Below are 16467 nucleotides of genomic sequence, written 5' to 3'. Positions count from 1 at the left end.
TTGGACGAAGTAGACATGACGAGATCCGGTCTCGAACAACTGGATGCCGCCAACGGCTTAATGTACGCGTAATCGGGCAGTCACTGGCACTGCGGCGATGGTCGGCCTATGAAACTGCGAATGGCGGCGACGGTTTGCTCCGGCTGTTCTTCCATGAGCCAGTGCCCGGAATCGGCTATCACCACTTGATGCACGTCGTCGGCGGCGAAGCGCATGATGTAAGCCATGGTCGCGCCGAGGGAGTGGCCGCCGCCTATGGCCAGCACCGGCATTTGCAGACGTCCGCGCGAGACCGATAGCCGGTTGTCCGTCACATCCTGGTCAAATGCGGCGAATTGCAGAAAGCCCGCGTGCATGCGACCTGGCTGGGCGTAGAGAGACGCATAGTGGCGCCGCGACGCTTCTGGAAAATGCGCCGGATCGGCGGCGAAGTCATTCCAGAACCGGTCGAGGTAAATACGCTCGCGTCCCGCAACCAGCCGCTCCATATCGGGGCCGCCGAAGCGGAAGTGCCAAAGCAGCGGGCTCTTGAGGATGTCGTCCCACGGGCCCACGCCGGGAACCGGTGCATCCATCATGATGAGGCGGCTGGTACGGTCCGGGTGCGCTTCAGCGAATGCAAAAGCAACCATATTGCCGATGTCGTGACCGACAACCACCGCCTGTTGCAGCTTGAGTGCATCCATCACGCCCGCCACGTCTTCGGCTTCGTTCTTCTTGGTGAAGCCCTCCGCAGCGACCGCGGACAATCCCATGCCCCGCAAGTCTGGAGCGATGACGGTGTGGTCCCGCATCAATTCCGCCGCCAGTGGCGCCCACATGTCACCCGTGTCGGCGTAGCCGTGCAACAACACGACCGCCGGACCACTGCCGCCCACACGAACGTGAATGGTCGTGCCGTTCGACGCGATCTCCTCAGTGCGAAATCCGCCCGGAAAGGTCGTCTGGTCCGCAAATGTCGCCGTGCTGAGTCCCATCAATACGACAAGAAGCACTAGTGTCTGTTTCATCGTGATCGTCCGTTTTGTCGAGTGATTGCATGAGAGCATCGGCAACGCATCGGAGTCTTGATCGATATGCGCGTTTTTTGGCAAATATGTGCGTTTTAGCCTTTTCCCGCCGCGTTCCGTGTGCCAGAATCGGGCACGCGAAAATATCATGGCCGAAATCGTCGATTTAGTGCCAGGTGATGGCGACTTGTTCGCCTGGCTGCAGGATTCGTCAGGCCAGATTGGGGACTTCTCGATGAGGAGCAAGGCATGCAGTCAGACCTCAGCTACGGCCGGAACTTCGTCGAGCTATTCAAGGCGGACTCGGTGTCGCAACTGACCACCAAGGGCCCGAAAACGTCACGCCTGCTGGTGTCGCGCTTGCGCCGGGATACGCCCGGGCATGGACTTGTGACGCCGCCCCAATGTGATGCCGTGTTTTCGGTGATGCTTCAATTGCGCGAGCAGAAGCAAAGAGAGCTTTTCCTTGATGGCAGGTGCATCCACCGGGGCGCCTATCTGGCGCGAACCACCAGCGTGGTTAATCACCTTGAACTGCCGTGCGCGAACTTGATCAGCCCGTTCGACAAGCTGATGTTCACGGTCCCGCAAACCGCGCTGAACGAGATAGCCGATGAATCTGGCGTGGCGCGTGTCGATCATCTCTATTGCCAGCCAGGCGGGGTGCTGGACGAGACGATATGGCACCTTGCAAATTCACTTCTCCCTGCGCTGGAGCGGCCACACGAAGTGAGTTCGATGTACGCCGAACACGTCATGCTGGGTGCGTACACCTATTTCGCGCAGCGGTTTGGCGGTATGCACATGCGAAAAGGGCGGCCGGGGATGCTTGCTCCATGGCAACTGCGGCGTGCCAGGGAAGCCATGTCATCGCAGATCGACGCCGACGTATCGTTGAAAGCGCTTGCCACCGAGAGCGGACTGTCCGTCAGCTATTTTGTTCGCGCATTCAAGGCAAGCACCGGGGACCCGCCGCATCGCTGGATGTTGCGCCATCGCATTGAACGCTCGAAAGCCCTTCTCCGCCGCACCGAGGCGTCCCTCGCCGAAGTCGCAGCCAGTTGCGGGTTTGCGGACCAAAGCCATTTCGCCCGCGTGTTCAAATCTTTCGTGGGAGTCAGTCCCGCCGCATGGAAGCGCAGCATCCGAAGCTGAATATGCACACCTAGCCGGGTTGAAGGTGAGGGCACTCCGTTTGGAACCAATAGTCGACGAGGCGCTGTGCCGCTTGTAGATCATCCGGGTAATACGGATCGTCAAACCACGGTGACGGGTCGTAGCCCGCTTTCCTCAAAGCAGCGAGTTCGCTTTGGTGCTCCGCCATCGTGGTCGGCCCGTTTGTCTTGAGCGCAGCCAGGTCGCGGCACTCCGTCGGGGTGAGGTGAGGCCCGGCGTACGGCATGCCGGCCGCGACACAGCCGCCCAACAATATAACCAGAGCGGGAAGTAGTGACCGCGTTCCAGGCCGATTTCTCATAGCAAGCCGATCTCTTTGAGCCCCAAACGCTGTCTGACTAACTCATGCAACTCAGGGAGAGCTTTCCGGCGCACGAAGGATTCCGGATCCTCTATGTCGAGTTCGTGAAGCGTCTGATTGGGTCCCGCTACGGGGACTGAAACCGCCGCCCCAGGTAGTGGGCTCTGCGGCGGTATCCATGTTCCTACCAATCTGCCGTCCTGGCTGATGATCGTGATTTTCGACATTTTCAGAACCAGTCCTGGACATTCAGATTATGGGGAACCGGATTTGGACCGGGATTGGTGATGGTAATCGTATAGTTCAGACCGTTATTCGTCGCAATCACACCCTGATTGACGGTCACAAGCACGTCGCTGCCGATCACGTCGTCGATGATGTTGGGAGCTTGAACAACGACGCCTCCGTCGAGCCCGCTGCCGATTGTCGTGGTCCAGGTGACCGTTTGCTCTGGCTCCAAAGTGAAAAGGCCGCCTACTGAACGATGTTGAGCCATGGTGTCAGGACCTCCAATGCTCGGCTTGCGGATATGCAAAGATGGCTGAGATCGAGCCGTTGTGGACTCTCAGCGTTTCAGACAATCCCGCCGCCGGTGGCGAGTTTCCCGGTCTACTCCCCACCGGGATAAGGTTCAGGGCAGTCCTAGGGCTTTCCTGCCGCGCGAAGCGCCGCTTTCATGCTCGTTTCTATGTCGAGAAGTTTCGCGCCGAGCTCCTCAAAGCTGCTGCGCCCCTCTCCGAATATCTCGCCATTCATGTAGATCGTCGGCACAACGCTAATGTCACGCGCCGACACCTCGCTCTGAAAAATTCCCCCGTCGATCGTAATGTTGTGGATCCGTGGATTAATCACGGTCATCATGTTCAGCGCTTGCACAACGTCCACACAGCTTCGGCAAGAGAGCGAAATGTAGGTCTCGAAATAGTAATCACGTTCTAGCGTTCGAATCTGTTCAATGGTCGCAGAGTCGGCTATCACGGGATGTCCTCCGACCTGGAGTATTGCGAGGACAAGGGATGAAAACTCTGGCCCTGTTGGAGTGGCGGCAAACTGAATACCGGCCTTCGCTCCGGCCTGCCTGATCGAAAATGATGGCTTGCGTTCGTCTCCTTGCTGCTCCTCGATGACCGTCACGAGATCTGTCAACGACGCGATTTCGTTCAACATCGTCAACAACTCGTGCGACCGTTGATTACCGCGCTGCGACACGATCAATTCGACTGGTCTGCGGATGTTTCGCAGATACGCTTGCAGTTGCGATCTGAGGCTGACGCTGAACATGTCTCGCTCCCGTACCAGGCTGCACGAGCTTTATGTGCACTGCCGCAATTTTGCTGGGGCTACCTGACAACACCGACGTGGCTCAATAGCAGCATAGATGCTCGCGGCTGAACTGCCAATCTGCCTGACTCGGGATACGTGGGCCTTCCCGCTTGCACTCGCTGGTTTCATTGGCCCGGTGCGGAAACCGCGCCGGGAGTTAGCGCAGCGGGCCACGAGGCCGTCACCGTCCACGTTGACGGGACGTTGCCGTGCGCTGCATCGAGCACAGAGTTGTTGTCGTAATCAGGAGGGGCTCTCAGACCTTGCTGCCAACGCCGTGGTGGACCGTGAAGAGGCCCTCCGGATCGTAGCGCCGTTTGATGTCCAGAAGCCGCGAATAATTCGCTCCCCAGAATGCCTGTTGCCAGTCCGCCTGAAAGTAGTCGGATTCGTTGAGATAGGTGCCAGCGCCGGGCGCGATTGCGCGTAGGGCTGTCATGGCATTCACGATGCCGGAGCGACTTGCGGCGGCCTTTGTGTGATCCGATGCCGGCAAGCCGGAGAAAGCTGACGGGCCGTTTGCCGCGCTGACGGCCCAGGCGAATGCGTCCGCAACCTCGGGGTTCATTGCGGTTCCGCGCGCCGCGTCGATCACGGCGGCGGGAGCACCGGCGAGGCCCTTACTGAACTGCAGCGCGAGTTCCCAATGACGGCTTGCGGCAAACCATGCATCGACAAACCGGCCCTGGTTCTCTTGTCGTAGCAACGAGGCAGGTAACCAGGCGGAGTTAAAGGCATACCAGAATGAACCCACTTGATGAGCATCACCAATCCACCAGAAGTGATCGGTGGAAGCGCCTGGCCGGTTATCGAAATCGACGATATCGGGCGCATAGCGGCGGAAGAAATTCGCGTCCCAGAAGTACCGCGCCGGCAGGGCATGCACCGCAAAGCTTTCCGCACCGGCGTAATCGTCCCGGTTGGCCGACAGAAATTCGATCAAGGGTTGCCACTGGGCGCGAGCCTGATCCTCGTTGAGATCCTGGAAGACCATGCGAATCCGCAACAGGTTATCGGGCCTGACTATCACCTGCTCACCCCAATGCGCGTTGAATAGCCTCGTCGCATATAGATCGATGAAACGGGCGAGGAGCCGTCGATACGCGTCGTCCGAATGGGCCGTGACGTCGAGGTTGACCGCACCGAAACTGGCGGGCAACTCGTGTGTGGCCAGGACGAGGCGCGTGACGACGCCGAACGTGCCGCCTCCGCCGCCTTTCAGCGCCCAGAACAGGTCAGGCTCACGCACTGAGTTGACGACGCGGGTCTTACCGTCGGCGGTCACGATCTCGGCTTCGAGGAGGCTCGCGGCGGCGAGGCCATAGCGCTTCGAGAAGCTTCCGAAGCCGCCGCCTTGCACCAATCCCGCTACGCCTACGGATGTGCAGCCTCCGCCTTGTACGTAGCGCCCGCTGCCGCTGGTAACGGCCTGATAGACGTTCAGCCAGATGCAACCGGCGGCAACCGACACCGCGGGAACGGGCGCGGCGCTCGAACCCTGCGGCGTGAACGCCTCGTGTACGGTGATGGCGTTCATCGGGCGCGTCCAGATCAGCAATGAGCCGGGGGCGCTGGAGGTACCCAGGTAGCTGTGCCCGCCGCCTTTGACGACGAGCCTGACGTTGTGGCGGCGCGCGAAATTGATCGCTGCAGCGACATCGGCAGCGCTCTCGGCCGCGACGACATAGGCAGCCGGAGACGATTGCCACGCGTCGAGCCAGCCGGAATTCTGTGTCAGGCCAGCTTGTTCGCCGATGTAAAACGGGTTGGTGAGTAGCTTCTGGATCGCAGGATCGCCGAAGTCGGGCCGCGTGACCGGCGAGAGCCGACCGCCGAGCGCCTCGTTCAGCTCCGCCCATCGAGATGCCTCGGGCCAGCCCGGCGCGTCCGGCTCTACGTAGCGTGAGGTGGTGGCCGCCTGAGCGTTCGGCAGCACGGATGTGGCCGCCAGCGCGAGACCGGCACCGAGGACGCGACGCCGCCGTCCGTCCTTGATCGTTGCAGCACGATTTTTACTCATGGTTTCGAATCATTTTGAATCTCATGGTAAATCGACTGGTCCGCAAAATCTGTAGTCGCGCGGAATTCCAGCATCGGGTAGTCGATATAGCCTTCGGCACCACCCGAAAAGAACGTGTCGCGTTGCGGAACATTCAGTGGTGCGCCGACGGCGAAACGGTCCAGCAGATCGGGATTCGCAAGGTACAGGCTGCCGAATACGGCGGCGTCTGCACGGGCGCTTGCAATCAGCGACGCGGCGCTGTCCCGGTCGAGACCACCACCCATCAGTAACGGACCGTTGAACAGCGGCCGCACCAGCGCCCGGTAGTCAAACTTGCTGGCCCGCGCCAGATGCAGGTATGCAAGCTTCAACGGACTGAGGCGTTGTACGAGATATTGGTAGGTCTCCTGCGGCGCGGCATCGGTCACGCTGTTGAAGCCCATCTCTGGCGAAATCTTGATGCCGACGCGATCGCTGCCGGCTTCATCGATCATCGCGTTCAATACTTCAACGATAAAACGCGTGCGATTCTCGAGCGATCCGCCGTAACGGTCGGTGCGTTGGTTGGTCCCGGACGACAGAAACTGTTCAGGCAGGTAGCCGGAAGCCGCGTGCAGTTCGACACCGTCAAACCCCGCCTGCAGCGCATTACGCGTGGCGGTCATGTACTCGTCGACGATCCCGGGAATTTCGTCGGTCTCGAGTGCACGCGGTACGACGAAGTCCTGTCGTCCAGTTGCGGTGTACACCTGGCCCTCGGCTGCAATCGCCGAAGGCGCCACGGGCGTTGCGGCATTCGGCAGCATGCTCGGATGCGAGATGCGTCCAGCGTGCATCAATTGCAGGAAGATCAGACCGCCGCGCGCGTGGACCGCGTCGGTGATGCGTTTCCATGCGTCGATCTGCGCGGCGGAATAGATGCCCGGTGTACTCACATAACCTTTTCCCATCGGCGACGGAAAAGTGCCTTCGGAGATGATCAGGCCGGCATCCGCGCGTTGAGCGTAGTGCTGCGAAGCAAGCTCGGACGGTACCCCGGTTGCGTCGTCGGCGCGCGAGCGTGTCATAGGCGCCATGACAAGGCGGTTGCGCAGGGTATGGCGGCCAATGCGAACGGGTTCGTTGAGCGGATTCACGTCGATACCTCGAAAGAGTTGAAGGGTAGCGACACGATAGATAGATCCATTGACGGGATAAATATCTATAATTGAAAACATTAATCCATCGGTGGAGCAATTGGCGTGGAGATACTGAGCTACATGCGTCTGTTCGTGGAAGTCGCGCGCACGAAGAGTTTTCGTCGGGCGGCGGAAATACTGGAGATCCCGAACTCGACGCTGTCGCGCCATATCGCCGAGTTGGAGAAGACAATCGGTCTGCGCTTGCTGAATCGCTCGACGCGCAAGGTCGAGCTGACGGAAGCTGGCGAGGTGTATTTCAAGCGCTGCCAGAGCATCGTCGAGGAGGCGCAGATCGCCCACGAATTGTTGCTTGAAGTCGCTGAACGTCCCACCGGCACGCTACGGGTGTCGATGCCCGCGGATCTCGCCACAGGTTATTTCGCCCCGATCATCGCCGACTTTGCGAAGACCTACCCGCTGATCGCGTTTGAATTCGACCTGTCTCCGCATCCGGTCAATCTGTTGGCGGAACCGTTTGATCTGGCGATCCGCGTCGGTCCGCCGCCCTCGGCGCCATCGACGCTCGTCGCGCGGCCCATTGCGATGCTTCCTCGCTATCTGTACGCGTCACCGGAGTATCTAAAGCACGCGGCGCCGCTCACGCACCCCAACGATCTCGACAGGCACGTGGTGTGTATCGTGGAAGGTCCGGCAAGACTGGGACGCGTTGCAAGAACGTTTCATCGCGGCGACGAGTCGGTCGACGTGATGATCGGGACACGCTTTGCGATGAACAGCGTCGCGCTGAGTCGGGCACTGGCGTTGCGAGCGGTCGGGCTCGCCGTACTGGACAATGTGCTTGCGTCGGACGATCTCGCGTTGGGACGCCTGGTCCGCGTGTTGCCTGACTGGAGCCTCTCGCCTGTTCTAGTGCACGCAGTGACCGAAACTCGTTTGCTGCCGGCAAGAGCGCGGCTATTCATTGATTTCCTGAAAGTACGACTGGGTGTACCGGCGCTACACTTCGAGCGCTCTTTCGATCAGAGGACTCCATGAAACGCCCTTCAGCCTGTTCAATCGTGGCATCGACCGTCGTCCTCGTCGGGGCCGCAATTCTTTCATCGCCCTCCCACGCCGAGATCACGGCACGCCAGAGGGACGTTGCACAACACGGCGCGGACGTGATGCCGTTCTCCCTTGCGGCTACCACTCACATCTTTTCGAAGACAGCAGACGGCGGGATTCAGCAAGTCGTCACGAAACATCAAGATCCGAAGCAGGTCGCTCTGATACGCGGGCATCTGGCCGTGATCGCCCGGCAGTTCTCGGCGGGCGATTTCGAGGCGCCGGAGCAGATTCATGGCAATGACATGCCGGGCTTGGCCACATTGCGTACCGCGAAGCCGGGCGAACTGCAGATCTCCTATCGCGACTTGCCCAATGGCGGCGAACTCGTCTATCGGACGCATGAGCCTCGCCTCGTCGCTGCGTTGCACGCATGGTTCGATGCCCAGTTGGCCGATCATGGCCACGATGCGATGGCGGGGCACGACTCCGGCATGATGCACCATCATCCGATGGACACCTCGGCAGCGGAATAGGTCGTGCACAGGACCAACGCTCCAGTGGCCGAGCTATTCGATTTTCCCTCCGTCCTACCGACATAGCCGGACGCGTTGCGCGAATCGGCTCGACTGCGCCCGCGCGATGCGAACATGGTCGTCCGCCAGCTCGATTTCAGGTGAACATTTGCGCTCGATACTCACGCCTGAAGCGGCCGCTGGGGTCGATAGTGGCTAGCGGTCATTTAACGCTAGCGCTACCATCCTGGAGTCGACCGGATATTACGGGGCTGGAATGAGCATTTTGCTCACCGGCAGGGCGATATCCTGCCATTCGCAGCCGGCAGAGGTGCGCCCCAAACGACTAGGTAAACCCCGCATGGCGGTCCACCTACCAGAAAATTAACATTTGTAACGTTACGGCTAACGTTGATCCGTTGTTCTTGAGTTCAAGGTCGCAACAGAACAAATACCGACCAGGTCCGAGCACTGCGGTTTCCGAATGTCGATAACGAATGCCCGGCTGCGAACCGTAAAACGTGTGCGCACCGTCAAAATAAATAGCCCATATGGACCGTCTGGGTAAAGACCGCAATGCAAAAGAGAGTATCGAAGGCCATTTTCAAGTCCAAAGCATGTGAACTGTTCCGGCAAGTGGAGATGCTTGGGGAGACCATCGTCGTCACGGACCGGGGGCAACCCACCATCGAAGTCAGGCCTTATCGCAGCAAGGGGGAGGATCCGCTCAAGCTGCTGCGTGCTTCGATCGTGCATTTCGACGTGAAGCACTCGTCTGTTGCAGTGGCGTTGGAGCAGGACGACCGATGATCACACCTGCGCCAGTGTCCCGGCTGAGCAGGCAGAAGGCGTGTAGTCATGCTGCGCGCGATGCGATAGACAGGGAACCCGATCGCAGTGAGGTCGTGGTCTCGGCGATCAGTGGGTGCGAAATCCCGGAGCCACGCGAGGATTGGGTACTCGGACCGTCCGCACCTTTAACTGCACCGATTCGCTTCAGTCCATGATCGGGTCGGCGCCGTATCCATGCACTGCCGCTATCCCACGAACGCGTCACCGAAGCGAGAAGTGAACGACAAGCCTCGAAGCCCGCAAGAACCATGTGCCGCCAAAGGCTGATCCCGACATTCCGGAGACCCAATGCTTAACAACCTCACCATTCGCGGCGGCCTGACGCTGGTCATCAGCGTTTTCATTGCCTTTCTGCTGACCGTGATCGGCGTCGGGTACGGTGCGCTCAAGCTCACCAGCAGCGGGCTGGAGGACGTCCGGCACCGCGCCTCCACGCTGGAGCAACTGAGGGGTAGCTCTGAACAGCTTCTTCAGGTGCGGCTGGCGCTCAGCAGTTACGAGACGCTCTTCAGCGCCGGCAAGCAGAGCGACGGGCTTCTTTCGGCGGCGCACAAGGCGCTGGAAGAATCCACGGCTGCGTTCCGCAGTTACGCAAATGGACCTTTTGCCAGCGACGAGGAAAAGCGGCTTGCGCAGGCCGTCGAGCAGGCACGCGCCGCGCTCGTCGACCGCGCGATCGAGCCGGAATTCAAGGCGCTCACGGACTACGACTTCAACACCTTCCACACTATTCAGGGCGAAACGGCGAACACCTACTACGCGGCCTATGCGAAGACGTTCGACGCGCTCAACCAGTTGCAGGCCGCCGAAAGTCAACGCCAGGCCGAAACATCGGAGCAGCGCCTGCGCATCGCGACGCTGCTGTTCGGGGCGATCGGCGCAATTGGGGTTGTGGTCGGGATGATGGCGCGAGTGGGCCTGTCAGCGGCGTTGGTCAAGCCAGTGAACCGGACGATCTCCCACTTTCGCAGCATCGCTGCGGGTGACCTGACGATCTCTGTCGGGTCGCGCTCGCGCAATGAAATGGGCCAGCTGCTGTCGGCGCTCACGCAGATGCGCGATGGTCTGGTCGATACAGTGTCGAAGGTGCGCGGCAGCACGGACGCTATCACCACTGGCGCGAACGAGATTGCCTCGGGCAATGCCGACCTCTCCAGCCGTACCGAGCAACAAGCCGCGGCGCTTCAGCAGACGGCGGCCAGCATGGAACAGCTATCCGCGACGGTGAAGCAGAACACCGACAACGCGAAACAGGCGAGCCGCCTCGCGCAGGGCGCGCTGGAGACGGTGACGCGCGGCGGCAACGTCGTGACTCGCGTGACAGAGACGATGGACGGCATCACGGAGTCGTCGCGTAGGGTCACGGAGATCATCGGCATGATTGAAGGCATCGCTTTCCAGACCAATATCCTCGCCTTGAACGCCGCGGTCGAGGCGGCCCGTGCGGGTGAGCAGGGGCGCGGCTTCGCGGTGGTCGCATCGGAAGTGCGCAGCCTCGCGCAGCGCTCGGGCGCGGCTGCGAAGGAAATCAAGGAACTGATCGGCGACTCGGCCGCGAAGGTGGAACAGGGCGCATCGCTCGTCGGGGAAGCGCGCAGGACGATGCAGGAGGCGATGGAGTCGGTCGGCCGGGTAAGCGGGATCATGAGCGAGATCGAAGCCGCCGCGCTCGAACAAAGCGCCGGCATCGATGAGGTCAACAAGGCGATCAGCCAGATCGACGAAGTGACGCAGCATAATGCCGCGCTCGTCGAGGAAGCCGCGATGGCCGCGAAATCGCTGGAAGCGCAGGCGGATGTTCTGCGGAATGCGGTGGCGGTGTTCCGCATCGATCACGAGCGTCCATCGACGGACCCAGCGCAAAACGGAAGTCCGGCTGTCGGCGCGCCTCGATACGACCATGCGACAGCGGGCGGCCCGGTCGCTCTGGCAATCCGTTAGCTGGCAGCGGGGGGTGTTTCGCTAATGAAGGATTCTCTGCGTTCGACGTTCGCTGGTTGTGCATATGAACCGCGTGTCGAAAGACAGCAGAATTGTGCATGGAGGCGGTCGCATCGCCAGCGGACATTGTTGGGGAGGCAGTCGTGAGTCAGGAAAACGCATTGGCAACCAGCTTGAGTCCCAACAGCGGAGATAGCGAGGTCGGCGCTGCATCCACGCGGCGCGAGGGTTCACGGATTCCCGCAATCGAGCCGGCGCAAACTGCGGTTCTCGTCATGCACTATCAGACCGACATTCTCGGGCTCTTTCCCTCGGTCGCGCCGGCCTTGCTTGCCAATACGCGCAAGCTCTGCGACGCGGCGCGGACCAAAGGCGTCAGCGTCTATTTCGCCAACCTGCGCTTCAGTCCGGGCTATCCGGAAGTCAGCCCATTGAACAAGAATGGGCAGGGAATCAAGCAACTCGGTCTCTTCGTCGATGATCAGACCTCGCCGGAGTTGGGCCAGCGTGCCTGCGAACCGGTCATCGTTGCGCATCGGGCCAGTGTGTTCTTCGGCACCGACTTGCAAGCACGACTTCTCGCACAAGGTATCGATTCGCTGATTATGGTCGGCATTGCATCGACCGGCGTTGTGCTGTCGTCGGTCGCGTATGCGAGCGACGCGGACTTTCGCCTCTACACGGTGAAGGATTGCTGCTATGACCCGGATCAGGTGGTACATGAACATCTGTTCTCCACCGCATTCGATTCGCGCACCACGGTACTCTCGCTCGAGGAGGCCTTGCTGCTGCTCGCCTAGAGGTTCGACGTCCGCTGTCGGGCAAGCCCGGGCAAGTCGGGTGACCGATGGTTCACCGGCGCGGTGGACCGCTTCTGGCCGCACTCGATCAGCGGCGAGGAGACGAGGGATGCGGTCGTCGATCCGTCCAACGCGATGGCGTTTCTCGTCCGGGCTCGCCGTTGCTGCGGTCAACCTCGTCAAAGGTCGAATGGCTCGACAGTCCTGCCATAAAGGGATCGGTCCGCCGGCGTTGTTTGCTGGGTATGCGCACGCAAGTTCAGAAGCTCATGGTGATATGGTCACTTGAGGCTATTAAGGTCTAATGCGTCGGCGATCGCCTGCAGACCAGCGTCGTTCGGATGCAGGTTGTCGCCACTGTTGAAAGCGGGCAAAAAGGAGGTGGGGTCAGTCGGATCGCTCACGGCGCGAGCCTGGTCCAGCACGGCATCGCAACCGCTCGACGGGCTCAGCACAAACGCGTTGACCTCTTCGCGTGTAGTTTCGATCGCGGGTGTCCAGAACGGCGTGCCGTGAAACGGTGTCAGCGTGGAGCAGACAATCTTGACGTCGGCCCCGTGCGCGCGGGCGATCAACTGCTGGAACGCGGCGATCAGATCCTGCGCGCTGGATGGTGTGTTGGAGTTGAGGTTGTTCACGGCATCGTCGGAGACGATGACCCACTTCACTCCCGGCTGGTGCAACGCGTCCCGATCGAAGCGGTTGAGGCCCGCTTCGCCGCCGCCATCGGTGAAAAAGTTATTGCCACTGATTCCCTCGTTCAGTACACCGATTGCCATGCCGGCATCGAACAGGCGCTTGGCAAGATCATTCGGCCAGCGGCGATTAGCGTTGCTGCTGGATGCGCCCCCGTCCGTGATCGATGCGCCAAATGCCACCACCGCGCCGGTTGCCTGCGCATTTTGGACGTCGACGTTCGTCAAAAAATAATACGCCTGACCTGCAGGGTTAGCAGTGAAGCCGGTGAAGCTCGGCTCGGCACCGATGTTGCCCGGCGCGACATAGACGTCCTGTAGCGAGCCGCCGTGGCCCGTCGACTGCGGCGAGGTTTCGCCGGGCAGATACAGGCTGACGGCAATATCCGCGAGCGGCGGCACGTCGAACGGAACAGGGTCGCTCGCGATTGACGCGCCTGCGGGCAGCGTCACACCAGGTTGGCCCGCGAACGTCACCGTTCTTGTGCTGCTGGCGACCGTAGTGGGACCGCTGTCACGCAGGGCAACATTAACGTTGCCGATCACGACTGGCTGGCTCCCGTAAAGGTTCGACAATTGCACACGGACGGCCGACCCCCCGATGCTGGTGTGCACGATCTGGCGCACGGTCACGTTGTTGAAGCCCGGTGAATCGGTGACCCATGGTGCGACCGCCCAGGTACCGACCCATGGAATCGATACCGTGCTGCCAGACGCTCCTCCTGAACCACTCCCGGATGTTGCGCCCGAACCACTTGCTGGTGTTGCGCCGGACCCGCCAGTTCCGGCCGCGCCGCCACCACCACAAGAGAGACAAACCGTCGAGAAAAGTGCGATCAGCGCGCGTCGAGACCACGCGCTGCTACTGTCAGCCGCTGCTTGCAATCGGTCCATAGTGCCTCTCAAAGCGGTCCGCGGAGCACATGAACCTCAACCTGTACACGAACGAACACCCTGATGCAAGACGCATTTTTTATACTCGCGAATCTTCCTAAGCCTTCGTTATGCTGCGCAGTGCCACATAAACAGTGGAATACGGATCCCACTTTGCGTAAACGTAATCCGGTCTGCCGACGGTTTCGCCGCCACCTCACGCCGATTTGCGGCTGGCCGAAGCCCTGACCGCGCGGCGCGGCCGCCGAACTTCCAGCGCAGCGTGCTCGACATCGCGCCAGAATTCGCAGAGCCCCGGATAGACCGCCTCGCGCCAACGCGGACCGATAAACAGGTCGTAGTGATTGCATCGCTCAACGGTAAACTGACGCCGGGGGAGCATCGGCGATGCTTCGTGCAACGCATGCGCGCAATGGGTTTGCCCCGCGCCCGTGATCTCGTCGCTGTCGCCTTCGATCGTGCACAGCGGCGTATCGCGCAGCGCGGCGATCCGCACCTGACGCCCGGCGACCGACCACAGATTGCGCGGTAACAGATGCTCGTGAAACACCACACGAAGCATGTCGAGGAAGTAGCACTCCGCCATATCGAGGACCGCGGCATATTCGTTCGCCGTACGTAACGCTTGCTGCGCACCTGACATATCGCCGGCGAGCCACCTGGACCAGTATTCCGCTTCGAGGCGCAGATGCCGCTCCGGATGCGCGGCAAAGAGCGCGGCCTGCTGAATGAAACCGGGATACACGAGGCGTCCCGCGCCGCGATAGGGGGGAGGCACGAGATCGATCGCATTGTCGTGAAACCACTGGAGCGTATGGGAGCTCGCGAATCGGTCCGTGACGGTCGGGTTCAAACGGGTATCGACCGGACCCCCGAGCAGCGAGACGCTCGCGATCGGCGCGGCCCCGTCCGTGGCGAGCAGCGCCGCGGCGCCCAGCGCGGGCACGCTCGCCTGGCAGATCGCGACCACATGAACGGGCGGCCCGAACGCGCGGGCGGTGCGCATGAAGCCTTCGAGCGCCTGCACGTAATCGTCGAGCGCGAGCGGGCCCGCTTCGCGCGGTACGTCGCGCGCGTCGGCCCAGTCGGTCACGAACACGTCACGTTCTTCGAGTAGCGTTTCGACGGTCTCGCGCAGCATGACCGAATGGTGTCCAGCGAGTGGAGCACACAACAATACCGGCCGCTTTTCGTCAGCAGATGACGTAGGTGCTTCGCGGTTGAATCTGAGCAGCGCGCCGAGCGCCGGCGACGCGGCGACGCTTTCGGAGACGGCCACGCGGCTACCGTTGGCGACAACGGAGTGGATCGCGAACGGTGGCGTCCGCTCGAAAGCGCAGGTCGATCTGAGCAGCCAGTAGCCGAAGGCGTCGGCCGCCTGTTCCACGCCGAGCCAGCCCGCTGGCGCGCACGGCCTTGGGCCGGATTCGGAGAGCACTCCCCCGGCCAGCGCCCGAGCTAGACGTTGCTGGGCATCGACGAACGTGTACCACATGAGGAACTCCGGCGTTCGTCGATCATGAGGGCAGCATTGCCGCACCGGCGCGAACGCGTGAGACGGATACCGCGGAAAGCTTACCGCGAAACGTCGGCGCGATGGACGCGAAATCTGTATGCGCAACGGCGTGCGTCGGCAGCGGAGCTGAAAGCCTTGCGCAAGCCGGTGACGTCGAGCGCGTCTCACGTCTCAGGTCTCACGTCTCGCGTTGACGCTTGACGTGGATCAACACGCACGCGAGGCGTGGAATTACGCTGACGGTGGTAGCCGCTCGCGATAACCCGAGGAGCATCCGATGGCCATTTCAGCAAACGCGCAGCAAGGAACCTGGTCCGTGAGCGTCCAGACCGAAGAGGCGCAGGAGGGCGGATTTCAGGCGACGATCCACGTCAAACATGGGTCGCCCGAGGGCGACTTCGAACGCACTTTTCACCAATCACGGGTGTTCGCCGTGGAAAGGGAAGCGGCACTCGAAGGACTGCGCGAAGGCATGACATGGATCGCTCTGAAAACGACGCGGACCATCGGCGTGTAGAAACGGGTGGAGGTTCGCGGTCACGGCAAGGATCAGGGATCGACCTTGCCGTCTTCGATCAGAAGGTGTTTTGCGGCAGAGCGTGGATCGAAGGACTGCCAATCTTCGTCATCGCTCCACCCGGCTCCTTCTGAAGTTGATATCGTGATGGGGCGCGTTGTACCCGATCGGGGGAAATTATGCGCTCTCAAATCGTCGGTCTTGGCAATGGCATGGCGGGCGCGCTCACACTCGTGCTGTCTGGCTGTGTCTATTACGGCCCCTATTCATACTATCCGGGAGTGGGTGGCTATTACAGCTGCACTAGTGCCACTGCAGAATCAACCGCTGGCAATGGGCCCACGCCGGCAAGCGGTACCGCCAGCGCAAACGCCACGCCAAACGACCTGCCGTCGTCGGGCGAGAATTGCACGTATGTCGCGGTGCCGCCGCCTGCTTATTATGGCTATCCCGGCTACTACGGGTACTACGGTTATCCGGGCTATTACGCCTATCCATACGGCTACCCGTGGCCGGGCTACTACGGATGGTGGGGACCTTCGGTGGTGATCGGGGGTTACTGGGGTGGCGGCTATCGGCATGGAGGCTATTACGGCCACTGGCACGGACATGGTGGGCATTGGCATTGAGGAGCCGTCAAATACGTTAAAGGCTTCGCGAAGCGAGCATGTCTACCCAGCGACCAAGATGCAACATTGAATCGGTATAAACATATCGAAACAGAATGATTTTCACCGCG

16 protein-coding genes are annotated in these 16467 nt (G+C 61.0%); 8 read left to right on the top strand and 8 right to left on the bottom strand.

The window, feature by feature from the left end:
- Window positions 1-80 precede the first annotated feature (80 nt).
- Window positions 81-1010, bottom strand: a complete 930-nt coding sequence (locus LJ655_RS11450) for an alpha/beta fold hydrolase (RefSeq protein WP_230561350.1) — start codon at window positions 1008-1010, stop codon at window positions 81-83.
- Between the two features lie 249 nt (window positions 1011-1259).
- On the opposite strand from LJ655_RS11450, the gene LJ655_RS11445 reads away from it, so the two are divergent.
- Window positions 1260-2165 carry an AraC family transcriptional regulator gene (locus LJ655_RS11445; RefSeq protein ID WP_230561349.1) on the top strand — a complete coding sequence of 302 codons (906 nt, stop codon included), beginning with the start codon at window positions 1260-1262 and terminating at the stop codon, window positions 2163-2165.
- 10 nt (window positions 2166-2175) lie between these two features.
- Here the strand turns inward: LJ655_RS11445 and LJ655_RS11440 are convergent, their stop codons facing one another.
- From LJ655_RS11440 to LJ655_RS11420, 5 genes are all read right to left on the bottom strand, one after another.
- Entirely contained in the window at window positions 2176-2487 is a 312-nt protein-coding gene (locus tag LJ655_RS11440) for a DUF4148 domain-containing protein (protein WP_230561348.1), read from the bottom strand.
- A 229-nt stretch (window positions 2488-2716) separates the two neighbouring features.
- A complete protein-coding gene (locus tag LJ655_RS11435; RefSeq protein WP_230561347.1) occupies window positions 2717-2983 on the bottom strand; it encodes a hypothetical protein in 267 nt (88 codons plus the stop codon).
- 146 nt (window positions 2984-3129) lie between these two features.
- Window positions 3130-3768 carry an alkyl hydroperoxide reductase subunit F family protein gene (locus LJ655_RS11430; RefSeq protein ID WP_230561346.1) on the bottom strand — a complete coding sequence of 213 codons (639 nt, stop codon included), beginning with the start codon at window positions 3766-3768 and terminating at the stop codon, window positions 3130-3132.
- A 298-nt stretch (window positions 3769-4066) separates the two neighbouring features.
- Window positions 4067-5830, bottom strand: coding sequence for an FAD-binding oxidoreductase (locus LJ655_RS11425; RefSeq protein ID WP_230561345.1), 1764 nt, complete (start codon window positions 5828-5830; stop codon window positions 4067-4069).
- Window positions 5827-6948 (bottom strand): alkene reductase, encoded by a 1122-nt coding sequence (locus tag LJ655_RS11420; protein ID WP_230561344.1) that lies wholly within the window; start codon window positions 6946-6948, stop codon window positions 5827-5829. The genes LJ655_RS11425 and LJ655_RS11420 overlap by 4 nt, the downstream gene beginning before the upstream one ends.
- Window positions 6949-7053: 105 nt before the next feature.
- Here LJ655_RS11420 and LJ655_RS11415 point away from each other — a divergent pair, with 105 nt between their 5' ends.
- The 5 genes from LJ655_RS11415 to LJ655_RS11395 all read left to right on the top strand — a co-directional run bounded on the left by LJ655_RS11415 (window position 7054) and on the right by LJ655_RS11395 (window position 12106).
- Window positions 7054-7989 carry a LysR family transcriptional regulator gene (locus LJ655_RS11415; protein WP_230561343.1) on the top strand — a complete coding sequence of 312 codons (936 nt, stop codon included), beginning with the start codon at window positions 7054-7056 and terminating at the stop codon, window positions 7987-7989.
- Complete coding sequence (locus LJ655_RS11410; protein WP_230561342.1) at window positions 7986-8534, top strand: aspartate carbamoyltransferase; 549 nt, start codon at window positions 7986-7988, stop codon at window positions 8532-8534. The genes LJ655_RS11415 and LJ655_RS11410 overlap by 4 nt, the downstream gene beginning before the upstream one ends.
- A 555-nt stretch (window positions 8535-9089) precedes the next feature.
- On the top strand, window positions 9090-9323 hold the full coding sequence (locus LJ655_RS11405; protein WP_230561341.1) for a type II toxin-antitoxin system Phd/YefM family antitoxin: 234 nt from the start codon (window positions 9090-9092) through the stop codon (window positions 9321-9323).
- A gap of 330 nt (window positions 9324-9653) precedes the next feature.
- On the top strand, window positions 9654-11306 hold the full coding sequence (locus LJ655_RS11400) for a methyl-accepting chemotaxis protein (protein ID WP_230561340.1): 1653 nt from the start codon (window positions 9654-9656) through the stop codon (window positions 11304-11306).
- A gap of 161 nt (window positions 11307-11467) precedes the next feature.
- Window positions 11468-12106, top strand: coding sequence for a cysteine hydrolase family protein (locus tag LJ655_RS11395; RefSeq protein WP_230561527.1), 639 nt, complete (start codon window positions 11468-11470; stop codon window positions 12104-12106).
- Between the two features lie 281 nt (window positions 12107-12387).
- Here LJ655_RS11395 and LJ655_RS11390 read toward each other — a convergent pair whose 3' ends face one another.
- Window positions 12388-13347 (bottom strand): GDSL-type esterase/lipase family protein, encoded by a 960-nt coding sequence (locus tag LJ655_RS11390; protein ID WP_230561339.1) that lies wholly within the window; start codon window positions 13345-13347, stop codon window positions 12388-12390.
- A gap of 544 nt (window positions 13348-13891) precedes the next feature.
- On the bottom strand, window positions 13892-15190 hold the full coding sequence (gene phaZ / locus LJ655_RS11385; RefSeq protein ID WP_230561338.1) for a polyhydroxyalkanoate depolymerase: 1299 nt from the start codon (window positions 15188-15190) through the stop codon (window positions 13892-13894).
- A 298-nt stretch (window positions 15191-15488) separates the two neighbouring features.
- Here phaZ and LJ655_RS11380 point away from each other — a divergent pair, with 298 nt between their 5' ends.
- Together LJ655_RS11380 and LJ655_RS11375 are read left to right on the top strand one after the other, a co-directional pair.
- The gene (locus LJ655_RS11380; RefSeq protein WP_230561337.1) at window positions 15489-15728 is read left to right on the top strand and encodes a hypothetical protein; all 240 of its coding nucleotides are present in this window, start codon (window positions 15489-15491) and stop codon (window positions 15726-15728) included.
- 179 nt (window positions 15729-15907) lie between these two features.
- Complete coding sequence (locus tag LJ655_RS11375) at window positions 15908-16357, top strand: hypothetical protein (protein WP_230561336.1); 450 nt, start codon at window positions 15908-15910, stop codon at window positions 16355-16357.
- Window positions 16358-16467: the final 110 nt, after the last annotated feature.

The sequence above is a fragment of the Paraburkholderia translucens genome, assembly GCF_020881035.1.
In the GTDB taxonomy this organism is placed as follows: Bacteria; Pseudomonadota; Gammaproteobacteria; order Burkholderiales; family Burkholderiaceae; genus Paraburkholderia; species Paraburkholderia translucens.
This window is presented reverse-complemented; position numbering and strand designations above follow the sequence as displayed.

Excerpts from the sequence above, each read along its gene's own strand:
- LJ655_RS11410 (WP_230561342.1), top strand. The coding sequence starts at position 7,986 with ATGAAACGCCCTTCAGCCTGTTCAATCGTGGCATCGACCGTCGTCCTC.
- LJ655_RS11380 (WP_230561337.1), top strand. The coding sequence starts at position 15,489 with ATGGCCATTTCAGCAAACGCGCAGCAAGGAACCTGGTCCGTGAGCGTC.
- LJ655_RS11435 (WP_230561347.1), bottom strand. The coding sequence starts at position 2,983 with ATGGCTCAACATCGTTCAGTAGGCGGCCTTTTCACTTTGGAGCCAGAG.
- LJ655_RS11445 (WP_230561349.1), top strand. The coding sequence starts at position 1,260 with ATGCAGTCAGACCTCAGCTACGGCCGGAACTTCGTCGAGCTATTCAAG.
- LJ655_RS11375 (WP_230561336.1), top strand. The coding sequence starts at position 15,908 with ATGCGCTCTCAAATCGTCGGTCTTGGCAATGGCATGGCGGGCGCGCTC.
- LJ655_RS11440 (WP_230561348.1), bottom strand. The coding sequence starts at position 2,487 with ATGAGAAATCGGCCTGGAACGCGGTCACTACTTCCCGCTCTGGTTATA.
- LJ655_RS11405 (WP_230561341.1), top strand. The coding sequence starts at position 9,090 with ATGCAAAAGAGAGTATCGAAGGCCATTTTCAAGTCCAAAGCATGTGAA.
- LJ655_RS11450 (WP_230561350.1), bottom strand. The coding sequence starts at position 1,010 with ATGAAACAGACACTAGTGCTTCTTGTCGTATTGATGGGACTCAGCACG.
- LJ655_RS11425 (WP_230561345.1), bottom strand. The coding sequence starts at position 5,830 with ATGAGTAAAAATCGTGCTGCAACGATCAAGGACGGACGGCGGCGTCGC.
- LJ655_RS11400 (WP_230561340.1), top strand. The coding sequence starts at position 9,654 with ATGCTTAACAACCTCACCATTCGCGGCGGCCTGACGCTGGTCATCAGC.
- LJ655_RS11430 (WP_230561346.1), bottom strand. The coding sequence starts at position 3,768 with ATGTTCAGCGTCAGCCTCAGATCGCAACTGCAAGCGTATCTGCGAAAC.
- phaZ (WP_230561338.1), bottom strand. The coding sequence starts at position 15,190 with ATGTGGTACACGTTCGTCGATGCCCAGCAACGTCTAGCTCGGGCGCTG.